Here is a 17871-nt window from a genome sequence, read left to right as displayed (position 1 = left end):
CTGATTTATATTTCATTTTAATACATCCATTCATTGGATCGTTTGACGCTTGCTTTAATGCCTTTCATATTATAACTCAAGCTCAGCATAAAATAACGGGCCAGGGTATAGGTCCGTGTATCTGAGATCTGCGTTCCACTTGCCTGTTGTTGAATTGAAATATTCTTATTCAACAAGTCATAAGCTGATAACCTGAGTTCAAGTCCTTTGTTTTTCAAAAATAATTTATACACAGATGCATTCAGAATGGGAATGTTATAAGCTACGTTAAATTGATCATTGTTATACAATCTGTAATCAAGCGACGCATTACAAAATACATCCCACAATAAACGCGCATTGCCTTGTAAATTATAGGTCTGGCTAAAGATGGTATAATTTTGATCAGATTGAATCGAGTAAGATGTTTTGGAATAATTCCATCGGTTTTCTGAGTAAATAGAATAAATTTCATTAGGGGTCCAGGATAAATTTACCCCAAATCCAGTATAATTTCCTTTGGAATCATTTAAAACGCTATTGATGATGCTTTTTGAAAGATTGAAACTGTAATTTAAACTAGTCCGAACAGTAAAACGATTCTTTATGATTGGAAAACTGTAGAAAAGGAAGGTTCCCATGCGTTGACCGCCTTTGAAATTTACAGCCCGAGAGGTGCTTACTAAAAAACTATCTATAGTTTGTTCATTTATATGCTGATTTTCGTAATAAGTGTAATTCAGATTTATATTATAATTTGTGAATTTAATCTGATTATTGCCATTGTAATTTCCAGAAAATTGGTGCAAGACTTCCGGATCTAATTCTGGATTGCCTATTCGAATAAAAAATGGATTCGTATTGTCTATGATAGGAGATAAATTTTTAAAACTTGGTTCTTGAACATTACTGCTGTAATTAAGACTCATTCGTTTGTTGGTAGCAAGCTGATAGTTTAATGAAACGGTTTGCAATACATCCAGATAATCCTTGTTAATTTTTGAAAAATTCTGGATGCCCTGCTGAAATTGGCCATTCAAGTAAATAGATTGAACCGCTAATCCTCCCGAAACATTGAACCCAGCTTTTCCAAATTGAAGAGAGGTCCCCACTCTACCCATGCGGAACAAATGATCATTGTCATAAGTATAGTCCTGATTGGCTACCAGGGTATCAGTCAACTTATCAAATACATCCCTTACCAATTGATCATTCCGTTGAATGTAATTTCCTAAAAATTGCAGTGCGAAATTTTTACCTAAAGGTTCTACATACAAAGCACTTGATTTTATAGAACGTATGTTTGTATTAAAATCAATAAACTGATCCAGGTTTACAATTGAATCCATACCTCCGGATCCATAATAATTATTATTGGAATACAGATCTTCGTCTGTTTCACGATCATTTTCGCTGTATATAAAATTGACCCCTAAATTCCTGCGCTTGTTTTCAAATTTCTTTTTAAAATAAGCAACTCCCTGCCAGCCCAGATTTTTGCGATCTGCGTTTCGGTCCAGGTTTAATGAACTGGTTAAGTTTCCTTCTTCAGATAAATTCAAGAATTTACCATGGCTGATTTGATTTGTAAATATTCCATTTCCACGCAACTTAAATAAAATGGTGTGTAAGGAATCCAGCTCCTTCTCAAAAATCAATTCTGCCCTGTGAGATCCATTTTTTCGATCCAGATCACTTTGATCATCCGTGGTATAATTTTGATCCGGAAGAAAAAATTGGCGTTTTCGTATTGCTTTTGCAAACAAATTATTCTGTTTATAAGTATAACTTCCTGATATTTTTGTTTTGTTGTAATCGTAGTTGTAATTAAATCCGGCTTGCGAATTTTTTGGAATACCGGCTGCGTCATTTCCAAAATAGCCCTCTGAGCCTCCAAATTCATCAGAACTTTCATCCGTTCCACCAGCATAAAATCTAAATGATTGAGAAAAGCTGAAGAGTTCTTCAGCAAAATTCCATTCCCAACTTTGCTGACCTCTAAAATCCTGGTAGTCGTTCCAATTCATCCCATTTCTGCCGGTATTGTTTTGCACTCCGATTAAGCTGAATTGCTCCTTTTTATTAAATTTATTGTAATTACCCTTCATCTCCCATTTAGCTTCTGTTTGGCTGGTACCTGTTTGAAAATCGTCCCGTTGTTCAATACCCAGTCCAGCCAGAATTTTTCCAAAACCACCTTTCTTAAACTCATCTTTTAATTCAAGATTCATGGTTTTTTGATCTTTTTCAATTGACAATCCGGTCAATTTCTCTTGCTCAGATTTTTCATTAAAAACCTGAACTTTTGAAACACTTTCTGCAGGTAAATTTTTAGTAGCCATGCTAGGGTCTTCACCAAAGAAACGCTTCCCATCTACTGTCAATTTGTTGACTGATTGACCTTGGCTGGTAATTGATCCATCGTTTGCCACTTCTATACCCGGCAATTTTCTCAATAAATCTTCTACAGTAGAACCTATTGGGACTTTAAAAGTGCTGGCATCGTATTCAATCGTATCTCCACGCATTTTTAAAGAAGCCTTGGCTTCTTTGATAACTACTTCAAATAATACTTTATTTATAGGTGTTAAGCGGATCGTGCCCAATTCCAATTTAGCAGTTTGTAAAGGATCTATGCGTTTCTCAAATGAAAAATAACCCAGATAACTTATTTTAAGTATAATTGGTTTGTCTGTTTTTTCTTTAATGTTAAAATTTCCGGAATTGTCTGATTGGGTAAAACCGATGTAGGTACTATCCTGGGCATCCAATATTAATATACTTGCATGGCTGAGTGCTTCTCCGGAAGAATCAGCCACTACACCATTAATTTGAAGGGTTGTCTGTGCAGTTAAGGAAAAACTAAACAGAAAAAATAGCGAAGCTATTGTGAGTAATAATTTTTTCATATTAAAAAGCGAAGCTAATTTTTAAACAAACCAATGAATTGCACCATCTTAATTTACTATTGCAAATACCAAAGTTCATTGTTCAAATTTTGGTATGCAATCAAGCCCAAATGTTTCTGAAAGAAAAGTTTACTGATATTAATTTGATTGAGTTTTGGATTATCAACTTCAATCAATACCATTTTATTATTTGCCGAATCAAGCAAGGATACTTTTGAATATTTCCATGAAAAGATAGTATCTCGACTCACATCAATATATCCGGTATATTCTTCATCAAATCGATTGTTGGTGTTGTCCTGATCACTGTAAATATAAAACTGGACATAATTACTAAAGGAACGCATTGAAAAAAATCTATTTTGATCATTATTAATAAAATCAATCTGATAATATTCACATTCGCCTGTACATTCTTCGCCGGCACAATGAAAAGTATCATGTATTTTTTTTATTTCAATGGTATCCAATTCCTGTTGTGTGTTTTTAAATTGGAGCAGACCAGACTGGCTGAGGTTTGTCCAGGCTTTAGCTTCAGGGTTAAGGTTCGTGTTGGGTTCTTTACAATTATAACAAGCCTGAATTGCCAATGAAGTCAATCCTAAAATACAAAAAATCCGAAACTTTGGAAGTGAAATTTGCATCAATCAACAGCGCCTTAAATTTACTACAACGCAAATAGGTCGCACGTAGTATAAATTCGAGTCGGGTCTATTGCTTTAGATCCGAAAGTAATCTCGGTGCCGCAGCAAGCATTTCTGCACTGGCTTTTGCTTTATATTTTTCAAAATTATTGATAAACAATTCTGCCAGTTGATTCGCTTTTTGATCATAGGCATTTTTATCAGACCATGTGTTTTTGGGATTTAGGATATCTGATGGGACTCCTTCACAAGAAGTAGGATATTCTAAGCCAAAAAGTTCGTGTTTCTCATAGCCAGATTGAATAAGACTTCCATTCATAACTGCCGTAATCAATGCACGGGTATAAGCCAATTTAATTCGACTTCCTGTTCCATAAGGTCCACCCGTCCAGCCGGTATTCACTAACCAGATTTTAGGTTGGTATTTATCAATTCGTTTTCCAAGCATTGCAGCATAAAATGTTGGGTGCAATGGCAGAAACGGGGCACCAAAACAATTGGAAAATGTTGCTTTTGGCTCAGTAATACCGGCTTCTGTACCAGCCACTTTAGCGGTATAACCGGATATAAAATGATACATTGCCTGACCTGTTGTCAGTTTGCTAATGGGCGGTAAAATTCCATATGCATCACAGGTAAGAAAAAAGATATTGTTGGGATGGCCTCCTGTAGATGGCAATTTTGCATTTCGAATGTGATGAATCGGATAGGATACCCGGGTATTTTCAGTGATGCTGGAATTTGAAAAATCCGGGACATCACCTCCAGGATAAAACTCAATATTTTCCAGAATTGCACCCGGCTTAATGGCTCGAAATATATCAGGCTCCTTTTCTTCAGTTAAATCAATACACTTTGCGTAACATCCTCCTTCAAAATTAAAAATACCTTCATCTGACCAGCCGTGTTCATCATCTCCTATCAGTGCACGGTTGGGATCAGCGGATAAGGTCGTTTTGCCTGTACCGGATAATCCAAAGAAAATTGCAGTATCTCCATTTTTACCAATATTTGCCGAACAGTGCATTGAAAGTACTTCTTGCTGATATGGTAAAATAAAATTGAGAATAGTAAATATCGATTTTTTAATCTCACCGGTATATGCAGATCCCCCGATTAAAATCCGTTTTGATTTAAAGTCGATGATAGAAAAATTATGTTGACGTGTTCCATCAACTGCAGGGTCAGCATAAAATCCAGGGGCACAATATATACACCAATCTGGTAAGAATTCGTCCAGCTCGTTTTCTTCTAAACGGATAAACATATTCCCCGCAAATTGTGCGCTCCAGGGATACTCTGCAAATACCCGTACTCTGATTCTATAGCGCGTATCTGCACATGCAAATGCATCCTGAACAAATACATCTTTGCCTTCAAAATAGGCTGCCATCTTTATTAAAAGTGCATCAAATTTCTCCTGCGAAAAAGGTTTATTAAATTTATTCCAATCAACCGCATCGTGGGTTAGTTCATTGTCAACAGTAAATTTATCTTCCGGGCTTCGGCCAGTAAATTCTCCGGTGCGAATGCAAAGTGCACCCGAATTACTAAGTGTTCCTTGTTGCCGTTTTAAAGACTCCGCAACAAGTTCTTCAGCTGATAAATTACAATATTGATTGGTTGTGTTTTTTATTCCAAAGCTTTCAATTGAAGATCGTGGTGAAATTCTCCCAAAAAAACCCATACATCCGAATTTTATACCGCTTGATTAATGCCTGCAAAGGTAGTATCAAAATGAATAGAAGCAGGTAGCAATTAACGATTCATTAATCGGGAATTTTCAAAATAATTTCTTCCATGAAAATCCAAAAATTACGTCAGACTTAAATTATATTACAAAAAACCATGGATTGATTTAACTATCTGAGAAACAATGACATATTGTAATAAAAAGCCATAAGTTCCCTGATTATGTTTTACAAAATGTCTTGAAAACCCAGCAAATTGGCATTTAGAAATTATTTGTTCGGGGTAATTGAATAGAAATTGTGGTTCCTTTACCGATCTCTGCGTTTTTGACATAAATCTTTCCCTGATGATAATTCTCAATGATCCGGCGGGCCAATGAAAGCCCAAGTCCCCATCCACGGGTTTTAGTGGTAAATCCAGGTTTGAAAATCGTTTTCCACTGTGAATTTGGAATCCCTTTGCCTGAATCTTTTATATCCAGATAAATCCAATGAGAATCTTCCATTAAATCAAATTCGATGCGTCCACTCTGATCCATGGCATCCAATGAATTTCTAAGCAAATTTTCGATAACCCATGAAAATAGATTGATATTTATGGAGGCTAAAAATTTTGAATGGTCTTTTTGTAAGATTTCAAACTGAATATTCCTTGATGCCCTTGCTGCTATGTAATTTTTACAAGATTCCAAAACAGGTAATAAATCTGTCAAGATCAACTCCGGTTTTGAACCAATTTTTGAAAATCGTTCTGCAACTTGTTGAAGCTTCTGGACATCGTATTCCATCTCATTAATTACCTGCTCTTGTTCTGCTTGACTCAGGGTATTGGTTCGTAAATGCTCGATCCAACCCATCATACCTGAAATCGGTGTCCCTAATTGATGTGCAGTCTCTTTAGCCATTCCCACCCAAATCCTGTTTTGTTCTTCTTTACGGGATGCATTAAATACTGCATAACCAATTCCAGCATACAATAACAAGAGAAACAATTGCACTAATGGGAAATAACTTAACCAGGTTAATATTATTGGATACCTATAATAAATGGTGTAATCATCGCTAATAACCGGTGGGGGCCACTAGCTTTTAGATCGTTTAACAAGTTAAGGGTATCTGTATGTTCAGGAAAATTATAAAACTCGATTTCATTATTTCTATTGATCGAAACGACCTGGAGATCCTGGATGCTTTTATTGAGGATATCCATTTCATAACTCGCGTCTTCATTTAAATTATTGGTATTGGTTATCTCAACTAATGTGGCTTCAAACAATTTTACTTTACTGAGTTCGAGTGCTGATAGTTTTTTAGCAAGATAATTTGAATAGAAAAGTGGCAGGATCATAAAAACCAATCCCAAACCGAAAAGAATGATTTTCCACCTGCTGGTATTTGCGTACAGATTCATGAAGCGATTAAACGAATAAACCTTAAAATAATTGCTTGTTGCATGAAATTTAAAGATACAGGTTTTTTAATCTTTGGCTTCCAATTCTTTTATTCTTAGCCTTTCTAAAGGAGGCAAATCAATTTACAAATTTCCAATGGCTTGGGATTTAATTTACAATTTGCAACTTGGCGAATTTAAGTATGATTTTACGTTGTGGATTGTCAATTTCTGAAAACAGAATGGTTGCCACTTTGTTATCTTTATTTCCTTCAATAGCAATTACTTTACCTCTTCCAAATTTTTGATGAATTACCATCATTCCAGTTTGAATTAAGTCGGATGCACTTGGAATAAAATTTTGAATCTGCTCTTGGGTAAATTTTGGTTTGGACAAAGACCATTTCTGTTTTGGTGCTTTTGCTTCATCTGTCAAATCAAAAACCGCATTGCGGATCGATTTATCCATTTCCATTCGTTCTGGATCAATTTCTTCAACAAAACGACTGGCTTCACACATTCTCAGATTTCCAAAAACATAACGCGTATTTGCATAAGACAATGCAAGATGTTGTTTAGCCCGGGTAATTGCCACATAAAATAGTCTTCGCTCTTCATCTAACTGATCGGGATCTTTTTGCACCATGTAGCTAGGAAATAAATTTTCTTCAAGACCCGCTACGATCACTGCATTAAATTCAAGACCCTTCGCTGAATGCACCGACATTAAATGCACATAATCGGACTCAGGGTCTGCTTCATCCAACTCGGTAATTAAGGATATAGAATGCAAATAAGCAGCCAATGAGCGGTCTGATGATTCATTTTCATCAAACTCATCCTGCTCGGTAAAAGATTTAATACCATCTAATAAAGACATGACGTTTTCCAAACGCTGGATGCCTTCATTGGTCATATCTTGCTTTAATTCTGTAGACAATCCAGAAAGTTTAAACGCATAATTTGCTGTGTTGTATGCATCTGATTTTGCAGCAAATTGTCTCACCTCCTCTATCTGCAATTTAAATTGCTTGATACTCTGAGAAATTCTTGGACTTAAATCAAAATGATTGGTTGCCTCCCATAAAGAGCAATCATTGGCTGTAGCAAAGGCAATAAATTTATCAACTGTAGAATCGCCAATTCCTCGCTTGGGATAATTTATTATACGTTTAAATGCTTCATTATCTTTTAAATTAATAATCAATCGAAGATAGGCTAGAAAATCTTTAATTTCTTTTCGCTGATAAAAGGACATCCCACCAAAAACTTTATAGGGAATGTTAAGTCTGCGCAATTGCTCTTCAAATATCCTGGATTGTGCATTGGTTCTGTATAAAATAGCTATCTCCCGATTTTTTAAATGATATCGATTTTTTAATTCAACGATAAAATCTGCAACTTTTCGTCCTTCTTCAACGTCTGTAGCACATTTCAATAATTTAATCTTATGACCCGTATCCTTTTCTGTCCAGATTTCCTTTTTGATTTGACGAACGTTGTAATTAATTACATCATTTGCTGCTTTTACAATATGCGGTGTGCTTCTGTAATTCTGTTCGAGTTTAAACATTTTGGCATCTGGAAAATCTTGTTCAAAATCCAGAATATTCTTAATGGTTGCCCCTCGAAATGCATAAATACTTTGTGCATCATCTCCAACAATACAGATATTTCGAGGGCTACCCGGATACAAGACCAATTTCTTTATAATAGCATATTGCAGGTAATTGGTATCCTGAAACTCATCGACTAAAACATACCGAAATTGTTTCCTGTATTTTTCAAGAACCTGGTCTGGATTTTCCTGAAAAAGTCGAAACAATTGCAAGAGTAGGTCATCAAAATCCATTGCACCTGCTTTGATACAATTTTGAGTATATTTTCTATAGATCTTGTATGTTTCAGGCATTCCATTTTCCGAATCTTGCTCTAATAAAATAGAATCTTTCTCATACATTATCGGAGTAATGAGATTTGATTTTGCAGAAGAGATTCTGGATCGAATGGAATTTACATTATAAGATTTAGTATTAAGATTTAATTCTTTAATGATTTCATTTAAAAGACTTTTGCTGTCTTCTGTATCATAAATAGAGAAAAAAGGTGGATATCCAATTTTAGATGCTTCTACCCGAAGGATTCTGGCGAAAATACTGTGAAACGTTCCACTCCAAACTTTACGCACTTCAGGGCCCACCAATTGACTGATTCGCTCTGTCATTTCACGGGCGGCTTTATTGGTAAAAGTCAAGGATAATATTTGGTATGGCTTGATCCCACTTTCAATTAAATAAGCCAGGCGAAAGGTCAGTACCCTTGTTTTACCGGATCCTGGTCCAGCTATAACCATTACAGGACCATCCGTAATGGTCACAGCATCCCGCTGGACATCATTGAGATCTGTTAAAAATGTACTTGGCATAAGGGTGTAGGAACTAAAATTGTTTGGTCCAGATCCCTTTCAGGAATTTGGATTAAAAATAAGCAGGCTGTACTGGTATTTAAATTACAAAAATAAACTGTACTGTTTATAAACTTAAATTCTTTGAACCAAATTCGTTTAAAGATTAAGCCTACTGATAGAATTATAAAAATTTAGTTCTTGTTTTCTTCTAATGAAAAATATCGAATCATACTGATGACCTCACGATCCTCTTTTAATTCAGGAATCAGATTAAACAACAGGGTATGTTCACTGGAGTTTTCCAACAATGCTTCTTCAAGAGTTGCCAATCCATTTTCTCTGGAATCGGTCAATAAATAGAAAGCAGTCCGGCAATACAATAAATCAGCACCAAAGCTATATTTATCAGCCCGCAATAAAGTTTTTTCAGCCTTTTCAAATAATTTATTTTTTAATAAAAAGCTAATAAACAAACACCAATAACGACTTTGTTCAAGGCCACAATTAGCTGATTTTCGATAATGGGTTTCCGCTTTGCGGAGATTGCCAATTTTCTCATATGCCAAAGCGATTCCGGCATGGAATTCTTCCCGTTGATCATCCAGGTCTATGGCTTCCAAATAGGCTTTAATTGCCTTTTTCCAGCTTTCCTCAGCCATATAACATTCTCCCAAATAATAGAAAATTTCTTCATTATATGGATCGTGATAGATTGCTTTTTGTAATTTTAATTTTGCTTCCTTGTGTCTATTTAATTTAATCAGGCATTCCGCGATGTAAACGATGAGCTCGGCATCTGGTCCAAACATTTCATTGGCTTCCTGATAGCAACGCAATGCTTTTTCGTACATATTGACTTGCAGACACAATTCTGCACAATCCAGGTAGCCCTGTTCGAAATGACTGTTGATCAGAAATGAATATTCCAGCGCTTCAACGGCTTTTTCATATTCACCCAAACAGGAATAGGCATGACCTAAATTATACCAGGCTAAATAAGAATATGGATTTTTATCTATGATTTCCTGGTGAAGTTTTACACTTTCATCATATTTTTTAGAAAACTCAACACTGACCCAAATTTGTTCCAGGGCTTCGTGATTGTTAGGATTCAAGGTTAATGCTTCCTTGAGCGTGTCGAACATTTTATTAAAGTCTTTCATTGTTTCGTAGATAAAGGCTTCCACTAATAATAATTCAGTCAAATCGGATTTTGAGAATGTGCATTTCAAATCGTAAATAATTTTGATGCTTTCATCAAACTGTTGGGATAGTGCAAATGCTTTTGCTTTTAACAATGAAATTTCATGGTCAAAAGGAGAGAATGCATAGGCCTGATCTAATACCGAAATTGCTGCTTGTGGTTTTTGCAACGAAAGCAATAATTTAGCTTTTATCAAGAAGAAATCTGGCTTGTATTGATAGAGTCTCAGGGCGAGACCAGTGACTTCCAGCGCTTTATCGAGCTGGCATTGTTTTTCATAATGTTGGATCAATCTAATATACGATTTTTCCTCCCAGTGATCCTTGTGCAGGATTTGGCCTTGTTCTTCAAATTCTGTGATAAGTTTTGAGAGTATATGATCCGGCTTCGTTCTTTTCGGCATACCTTCCTCAGGGGATTATTAAATGCGTGGTAAAAGTAAAACAAATATCCAGAAATGCTGCTGATGGCGCTGCTTTTTTAAATTAGTTCGAACGTATTAGCATTTCTTTACATTTTAATAAAAATAAGATTTACAACTCATTACACTTAGCACACTTTATAAATGTGATTTATACCATTTCGTAACTGCCTAATTTTCATTGCATAGCACGAAGACAGCTTTTTTTCAACATTTAGTTATTTTTTTTTCTGGAGCTAAGGTACAAGCCTGTAAAAATGAGGGATCCGGATAGAAAATGTTGCCACTCCAGTACATCCTTTTTTAATAAAATTGCAATGATACTTGCTAAAAGAGGTTGCAAATAAATATAATTGCTTACTAACTCCGCTTCGCTGTGTTGCAACGCGTAAGAATTTAATGCATATGCAATAAAGCTGGTGGCAATTAACACAAAAGCAAATGCCAGCCAATGATACACATTAAAACTATAAAAGGAAACTTCCATTGATTCACCAATTCCAAAAATAAATACTGGAATAAATGCCAGGCCAAAGGTCCATCGCATGGTTTGAAATGCACCGTATTTTGAAATCAGTTCCGGTACTCTGATTAAATAATATGCATATAAACTGGCATTTAGCAGAACCATAATATCGCCCAATCCACTTGAAATATTTTTAGACGAACCCAATTGATGCAGAATCAAATAACAAGCACCCGTAAATCCAAGTAAGCAACCAATCCATTGCAATGTTGTCAAAACAGAACCACCAAGCATTTTAATCAATAAAACCAAAATGGGGGTACAGACCATAATTAATGCCGCGTTAAGTGGAGAACTTAAGTGCAAGCCATTAAAGAATAAAAGTTGATTTCCTGCAACTCCACAAATGGAGCAAATGATCAAAAGTTTTAAATCGCCTTTCTCAATTTTCTTTGATGGAGGGGTAAAAATCCAAAATAAAACAAATGCACTGATCACCCTAAATAAAATAAAAGCATTTGGACCAACAAGACCCGGATCCATCAAAAATTTAGCAATGCTGAAATTAGCACCATAGATCAGGGCTACAAAAAATAAGGCCAGATGGCTGCGAACTTTATTCGATTGGGTGGAAATAAATAAAAAATAAACTGTGAAAAATTAATCTGAAATGTTAATCCTTAATCCATTTTTTAGTGACCAGTTTTTTCCCAGTCTGGATTTTAACAAAATAAATTCCACGATTCCAGTCACTTACAGAAAGATGCACTTGATTTTGTCCATTCTTTAATTGAGAAGCATATATTTCCTTCCCAAAAAGATTGTTGATAATCAGTTTGCTATCTGTACTTAAGGATTGCTTAAATTGGATATTCAGTTGGTCCTTTACCGGATTGGGATAAATACTGAATTGATCTGCGGAAATTTCATGGGTTGCTGTAAGGCCATCAAATTTTGTCCCACTGTTTAAAACTTCTTTGGTGTTGACATCCTGTATCCAGGCCAACATATAAATCTGATTTTCAACCCAGGAAGGTTGAATTGAAATTGTGAAATTTTTAGTCACTGAAGAGCCCGTTGCAGCCAGATTAATATCGTCACCATTTACAGAACTTACAAAATCCCGAAATACATTGTAATGAATTTTTTCTCCATTTGGTGAAGCATAATTCAATTCTTTTTCAAGCGCAACGACTACTAACTTATAGGTACCGGCAGGACGATTTCCAATGGTTTTAACTTCGACACTAACAGATCTATTTTGGGTCCCGGTTTCTACAACCTTTATTTCCAATGGGGAGGTCTTGTTAAGTTCTGCATCTAATACGGCATTCGTAACTCCATTGGCAGTTTTTGAACTAAGACCATGAATAACAACTGTAGGAGTTCCTTGAATTCCATAAAAATTACTCCTGGCTGAATTATCTGCCGCATTGGCCTGATAAAGTAAACATTGAGAATAAGGTATTGGAGGATGCACGGTCATGTGGTGATATTCATTCTTATAGGCCTTTAATCGACTATAAAAACCGGGATTCTGACTGGCACATATTCCACAGCGTGAATTTGTAAAATGCTCCAGAAAAATATAGCGTTTGGCCTGTGCCTGAGCGCCTTCAAAATAAAAGATAAAAGAGATCAAAACGAGTAAAATACGGTGCATAGAATCGAATTTAGGTTTAAATATACATATAGAACGTTAGCTGGATGGAAATGTTGACCGGATAAGGGTTTTAAAAACATCCAAAAAGTCAATAACCAATGGATGCGCGATAAGGAATTCATGCTTTTAATTGTGAATTACACCTATCTTATTAAAAAATCTTGAATTTAATTATATCGGAATAAATATAATTACAACTCAAAAACTTTTAAATGAATACCATCTAAAATCACTGCATATTTGGAATTAACAGCAAAGGAAATAGCATGTTGCGTAAAAGAATAAATCAAGCTTTCCTTCAAGCTTACAGGTTCTATTTGAAGTAGATTCATTCCTTCGATACCATATAGGTAATTTCCAACTACTGATACCGCATACAACGTACTATATTTCCAGGCTTTGTCTTCAAATAGTTGTTGGTTAAATCGGGTGACTCCAATGCCGGGTTGAAATAAATAGATAAACCCATTACTCTGGATTAATTTTGGAAGTCCGGCATGGTCATTGTTTGCTGATTGTATTAAAAGTACGGATTGAACTTCTGAGCCATCCAGGTAATTTTTAAGTTTCAGAATTTTATTTGTATAAATTGCAATTTGATCTGTTGAATAATAACATACAGCAGCTTGTTCATTGAGATCTGGTTCTTCATATGAACCAATTTCATTTAAATGGGCATCCAGCATTCGGATTTTATAATCTCCCGGATAAAACATCAGAATTTTAAAAGGATCGGACACATCTAGCAGTGCCTGATCCCAACCCTGTTTAAAGCTGGTTTTGTTTAATAGCTTCCAAGAGATATCATATTTAGAAATTGAGTGCTCCTTTTTATCTAATAAATAGATTTGATTTAAATGATCCAGGTATACTGTATTTGCATCAACCTTTTGCTCCATGACGAGTTTCTGACCCATTCCATGAAATTGAATCAGAAAAACAAACAAATTAATGAGTAGCAATCGAAGCATGTGGATTCATATAAAATTGTAATTTTAAATCCCCTTCTTTCATAACTGCATAGGATTGAAAATTGAGCCAATCCCCCAGATTTATATAATGACTTTTACCATTTTTTAATTTAAAATCAATTGGCAAATGCCGATGACCAAATATAAAATAGTCATAATACTTCGTAAGCAATTGCGTTTCAGCATACTGAATCAACCATTCTTTATCTGCACCTAAAAATTCCTGAATGGCATCCTGTGATTCACGACTTTTCGAACTAAAAAAATTAGCCATTGCAATTCCTACATCCGGATGAATCCATCGAAATAAATATTGAGCTGCTTTGTTAGAAAAGACTTTTTTTATCATTTTATAACCATGGTCTCCCGGTCCCAATCCATCTCCATGACCAATCAACAATTTTTTACCTTGAATCTCAGTTTCAATGGGTTCATGATAGATTGGAATAGCTAATTCTTTCTGTAAATAATCAAACATCCACAAATCGTGATTACCCGTAAAATAATAAATTGAAATTCCACTATCTTTCAGTTCTGCCAGCTTGCCTAAAATTCTAATAAACCCTCGGGGAATCACTTTTTTATAATCAAACCAGAAATCAAATACATCCCCAACCAGATACAATGCCGTCATATCTGATTTACAGGAATCCAGCCAGTTCACTAAAAGTTTTTCACGACTTACTGAATCCAGTTTAGCCGGAGTTCCCAAGTGAAAATCAGAAGCAAAATAAACAGCACTCAAAAATTAGATTATGATGGATCAACAAAACGTGGATCTGCTTCCATGATCTGTCCACAATTTGGACATGTTCTCATTTTTTCAGAATTATAATAATCTTTAAACCTTGGTATAAAGTCTTTTTCAATATTTGTTAAAGGGAAATAGGTATCGTGCAATTTGGTATTGCAATTATCACAAAACCACATAAGCCCGTCTTGCTCTCCTTGTTTGCGTTTGGCCTCAATCACCAAACCGATTGTACCAGGAGGTCGCATCGGAGAATGGGGTGTTTTAGCAGGTAACAAAAAGATTTCTCCTTCCTTGATGGGTATGTCAACCGCTTTCCCGTCCTCTTGGATCCGAACATTGATATCCCCTTCCAGTTGAAAATACCATTCTTCAGTTTCATTGTAATGATAATCTTTACGTGCATTAGGACCTGCGACCACCATAACTATAAAATCCTCAGCATCCTGATATAAATTTCGGTTTCCTACAGGGGGTTTCAACTCCGACCGATGTTCTTCAACCCATTTTTGTATATTAAAAGGCTTTCGTACCGCCATATTCAAATTTTTGCTAAAGGTAGTACATTCATATTTGCCTGACAAGCTGGATTTTCAATTTGTGAGAATTCTCATACCGAATTGATTTCTAGATTAAAGAGCCTCACTATGAAATGGTTTTAATAATAAATACCTTTGCAGGGTTATTTAAAATAAATATACTACAATTTTTATTTACCAGATTTCATCACCAGCAATTTTTCATATTTAATAAAATTGAAAACCTTTACTTTTACATTCGCTCGCTTCTTAGCGTTTTTATTCATTTTTCATTTAAATGAACATACGCTTTTAGGACAATCGATACTTACGCCATTTGAAAAAAACAATCAACAAACTTGTACTTATTCAGAATGCATTGCCTTTTATAAACAACTTGCCAAGTCCAGCAGCTTAATAAAAGTAGTTGAATCAGGTTCGTCAGACGTATCTTTCCCGATTCACACGATTCTTATAAGTGGCAATAGAGATTTTACACCAATTCGTGCCCGAAAATCAGGAAAAGTCATCTTACTTTATAACAACGGCATTCACCCGGGAGAGCCTGATGGCATTGATGCGGCCATGCTTTTTGCCAGAGAACTTATAACAGATACCAGTTATGCTGAACTTCTGAAAAAAATTGTACTTGTAATCATTCCAATTTATAATGTTGGAGGCAGTCTCATGAGAAACAGTACAACCCGTGCCAATCAAAATGGACCAGAAGCATATGGATTTAGAGGTAACAGACAAAATCTGGACTTGAATCGTGATTTTATAAAATGTGATTCAAAAAATGCGGAGACTTTTACAAAAATATTTCACTATTGGAAACCCGATATTTTTTTAGACAGCCATACGACCGATGGAGCTGATTATCCTTATGCAATGACTTTAATAAGCAGTCAAAGACAAAAAATGCAGATGGATCTTGGAAAGTTTATGCATGAGAAATTTTTACCTGCATTTCTCCAACAAATGTTGGAAAATGGCTTAGAAACATCCCCATATGTTCTTGCCGATGATGATCCGGCAGATGGAATCTATGACTTTTTAGACAGTCCTCGGTTTTCAAGCGGATATGTAAATTTGTTTAATACGCTTTCATTTGTAAGCGAATCACATATGTTAAAATCGCACGCGGTCCGGGTTAAATCACATCAAATCCTGATGCAGAGTTTGGCAAGAATTGCAGGGACATTAAAAAATGAACTTCATCAAACACGGGCTTTAGCAAATGCTGGCTATAATAAAATGAAAACGTTTCCGATTGATTGGGAAATCCAAACCGATCGTTTTGATAGTTTGCTCTTCAAGGGATATACTCAAGAAAAAATAATTAGTCAGGTAACGGGATTCAATCGAATCAGATACAACAAAGAAAAACCCTATATTAAAAAAATTCCCTATTATAATTATTGCAAGGCGACCCGTGAGGTTCAAAAACCTGACTTCTATGTAATACCTGCAGCATACACTTTAGTTTTAGACCGTTTAAAATGGAATGGTGTAAAAATGCGACGTTTAACAAAAGATACTCTGATAACAGGTGTTTATTATAGAATTACGGCATATAAATCTCCGGGGACTCCTTATGAAAATCATTTTCTGCACAGTGGGATCCAATTGGATACCCTTCATTTGAAAAAAATATATTACAAAGGAGATTACATCATTCCGACAGATCAAATAGCTGTTCGCTATTTGGTAGAAACCCTTGAACCTGAAGCACCAGATTCTTTTTTTGCATGGAACTTTTTTGATGGCATCTTACAACGTAAGGAATATTTTTCAGACTATTTATTTGAAGATACAGCGCACCACTTATTAACATCAGATCCTAAACTTAGAATGGAATTTGAAACAAAGAAATCTACTGATCCAGAGTTTGCAAAAAACGCTGGAGCCATGCTTTCCTTTTTGTACAGTAAATCAGCTTATAGTGAGCCAAATTTTAAAATATACCCCGTTGCCCGCTGTTTTAACAATTGATACATTGCAGATAATTTCATTTAACTATTTGTTTATAGTTTGACTTTAGAATGGCCGAACTCCCTTATTAATAACAAATTAGTCTGCTAATGACTATTAAATTGGAGTTCGAATCCTATCTTTGCAAATTAATTTAAACAGATATGGGTCGTATTTTTGAAGTTCGAAAACATAAGATGTTTGCTCGCTATGCTAAAATGAGTAAACAATTTGCCAGAGTCAGCAAGGAAGTATTTATGGCCGTAAAAGCAAATGGGCCTAATCCAGATAATAACTCCAGATTACGGGCTGCTTTGCAAAATGCGCGTTCCTTTAATATGCCCAAAGATCGGGTTGAAGCTGCAATTAAAAAAGCCACTTCTAAAGACGAAAAGGACCTGGAAATGTTGACTTATGAAGGCTATGGTCCCTATGGTATTGCTGTCCTGGTTGAAACCGCAACAGATAATCCAACCCGTACCGTTGCCAATATCCGCTCTTATTTCAATAAATACGGTGGAAGTCTAGGAACCATGGGCTCTGTTGATTATTTATTTGAACACAAGTGTAATTTTAGAATTAAAAAAGCCGAAGGGATCGATCCTGAAGAATTGGAACTCGAATTAATTGATGCAGGGTGTGAGGAATTGTCTGTAGATGGAGATGAAATTATAATTTATGGACCATTCGACAGTTTTGGCAGCCTTCAGAATTATTTTGAAACTCATAATATTGAAATAATTGCTTCTGGTTTTGACCGAATTCCAACAGCTACAAAAAAACTTACTCCTGAACAGGAAGAGGACTTAAATAAGTTGTTAGATAAAATAGAAGAAGATGAAGATGTTCAGAATGTTTACAGTACAGTAGAATAAATAGTTTT

Annotated in this window: 14 protein-coding genes; 2 read left to right on the top strand and 12 right to left on the bottom strand. The window is 35.4% G+C overall.

Annotated elements, in window-relative coordinates:
• Positions 1-17: 17 nt before the first annotated feature.
• The 12 genes from IPJ80_07280 to IPJ80_07225 all read right to left on the bottom strand — a co-directional run bounded on the left by IPJ80_07280 (position 18) and on the right by IPJ80_07225 (position 15035).
• Entirely contained in the window at positions 18-2888 is a 2871-nt protein-coding gene (locus IPJ80_07280; protein MBK7913287.1) for a TonB-dependent receptor family protein, read from the bottom strand.
• 56 nt (positions 2889-2944) lie between these two features.
• Entirely contained in the window at positions 2945-3532 is a 588-nt protein-coding gene (locus tag IPJ80_07275) for a hypothetical protein (protein MBK7913286.1), read from the bottom strand.
• Between the two features lie 67 nt (positions 3533-3599).
• The gene (gene pckA / locus IPJ80_07270; GenBank protein ID MBK7913285.1) at positions 3600-5219 is read right to left on the bottom strand and encodes a phosphoenolpyruvate carboxykinase (ATP); all 1620 of its coding nucleotides are present in this window, start codon (positions 5217-5219) and stop codon (positions 3600-3602) included.
• Positions 5220-5486: 267 nt separating this feature from the next.
• On the bottom strand, positions 5487-6221 hold the full coding sequence (locus IPJ80_07265) for a HAMP domain-containing histidine kinase (protein ID MBK7913284.1): 735 nt from the start codon (positions 6219-6221) through the stop codon (positions 5487-5489).
• A gap of 29 nt (positions 6222-6250) precedes the next feature.
• Positions 6251-6634: a hypothetical protein gene (locus tag IPJ80_07260; protein MBK7913283.1), complete on the bottom strand. Its 384-nt coding sequence runs from the start codon at positions 6632-6634 to the stop codon at positions 6251-6253.
• Positions 6635-6782: 148 nt separating this feature from the next.
• Entirely contained in the window at positions 6783-9038 is a 2256-nt protein-coding gene (locus tag IPJ80_07255) for a UvrD-helicase domain-containing protein (GenBank protein ID MBK7913282.1), read from the bottom strand.
• 173 nt (positions 9039-9211) lie between these two features.
• Positions 9212-10627 (bottom strand): tetratricopeptide repeat protein, encoded by a 1416-nt coding sequence (locus tag IPJ80_07250; GenBank protein MBK7913281.1) that lies wholly within the window; start codon positions 10625-10627, stop codon positions 9212-9214.
• A 232-nt stretch (positions 10628-10859) separates the two neighbouring features.
• Positions 10860-11657 (bottom strand): DMT family transporter, encoded by a 798-nt coding sequence (locus IPJ80_07245; GenBank protein MBK7913280.1) that lies wholly within the window; start codon positions 11655-11657, stop codon positions 10860-10862.
• Positions 11658-11784: 127 nt separating this feature from the next.
• On the bottom strand, positions 11785-12774 hold the full coding sequence (locus tag IPJ80_07240) for an Omp28-related outer membrane protein (GenBank protein MBK7913279.1): 990 nt from the start codon (positions 12772-12774) through the stop codon (positions 11785-11787).
• A 191-nt stretch (positions 12775-12965) separates the two neighbouring features.
• Positions 12966-13691, bottom strand: a complete 726-nt coding sequence (locus IPJ80_07235) for a hypothetical protein (GenBank protein ID MBK7913278.1) — start codon at positions 13689-13691, stop codon at positions 12966-12968.
• 31 nt (positions 13692-13722) lie between these two features.
• Complete coding sequence (locus IPJ80_07230; protein ID MBK7913277.1) at positions 13723-14490, bottom strand: UDP-2,3-diacylglucosamine diphosphatase; 768 nt, start codon at positions 14488-14490, stop codon at positions 13723-13725.
• Positions 14491-14498: 8 nt separating this feature from the next.
• Positions 14499-15035 carry a 3-hydroxyanthranilate 3,4-dioxygenase gene (locus tag IPJ80_07225; GenBank protein MBK7913276.1) on the bottom strand — a complete coding sequence of 179 codons (537 nt, stop codon included), beginning with the start codon at positions 15033-15035 and terminating at the stop codon, positions 14499-14501.
• Between the two features lie 216 nt (positions 15036-15251).
• On the opposite strand from IPJ80_07225, the gene IPJ80_07220 reads away from it, so the two are divergent.
• Together IPJ80_07220 and IPJ80_07215 are read left to right on the top strand one after the other, a co-directional pair.
• Positions 15252-17009 (top strand): hypothetical protein, encoded by a 1758-nt coding sequence (locus IPJ80_07220; GenBank protein MBK7913275.1) that lies wholly within the window; start codon positions 15252-15254, stop codon positions 17007-17009.
• Positions 17010-17152: 143 nt separating this feature from the next.
• On the top strand, positions 17153-17863 hold the full coding sequence (locus IPJ80_07215; GenBank protein MBK7913274.1) for a YebC/PmpR family DNA-binding transcriptional regulator: 711 nt from the start codon (positions 17153-17155) through the stop codon (positions 17861-17863).
• Positions 17864-17871 lie beyond the last annotated feature (8 nt).

The sequence above is a fragment of the Saprospiraceae bacterium genome (assembly GCA_016714025.1).
In the GTDB taxonomy this organism is placed as follows: Bacteria; Bacteroidota; Bacteroidia; order Chitinophagales; family Saprospiraceae; genus Vicinibacter.
Note: the sequence above shows the minus strand (reverse complement) of the source record. Positions and strands in the feature narration are given on the sequence as shown.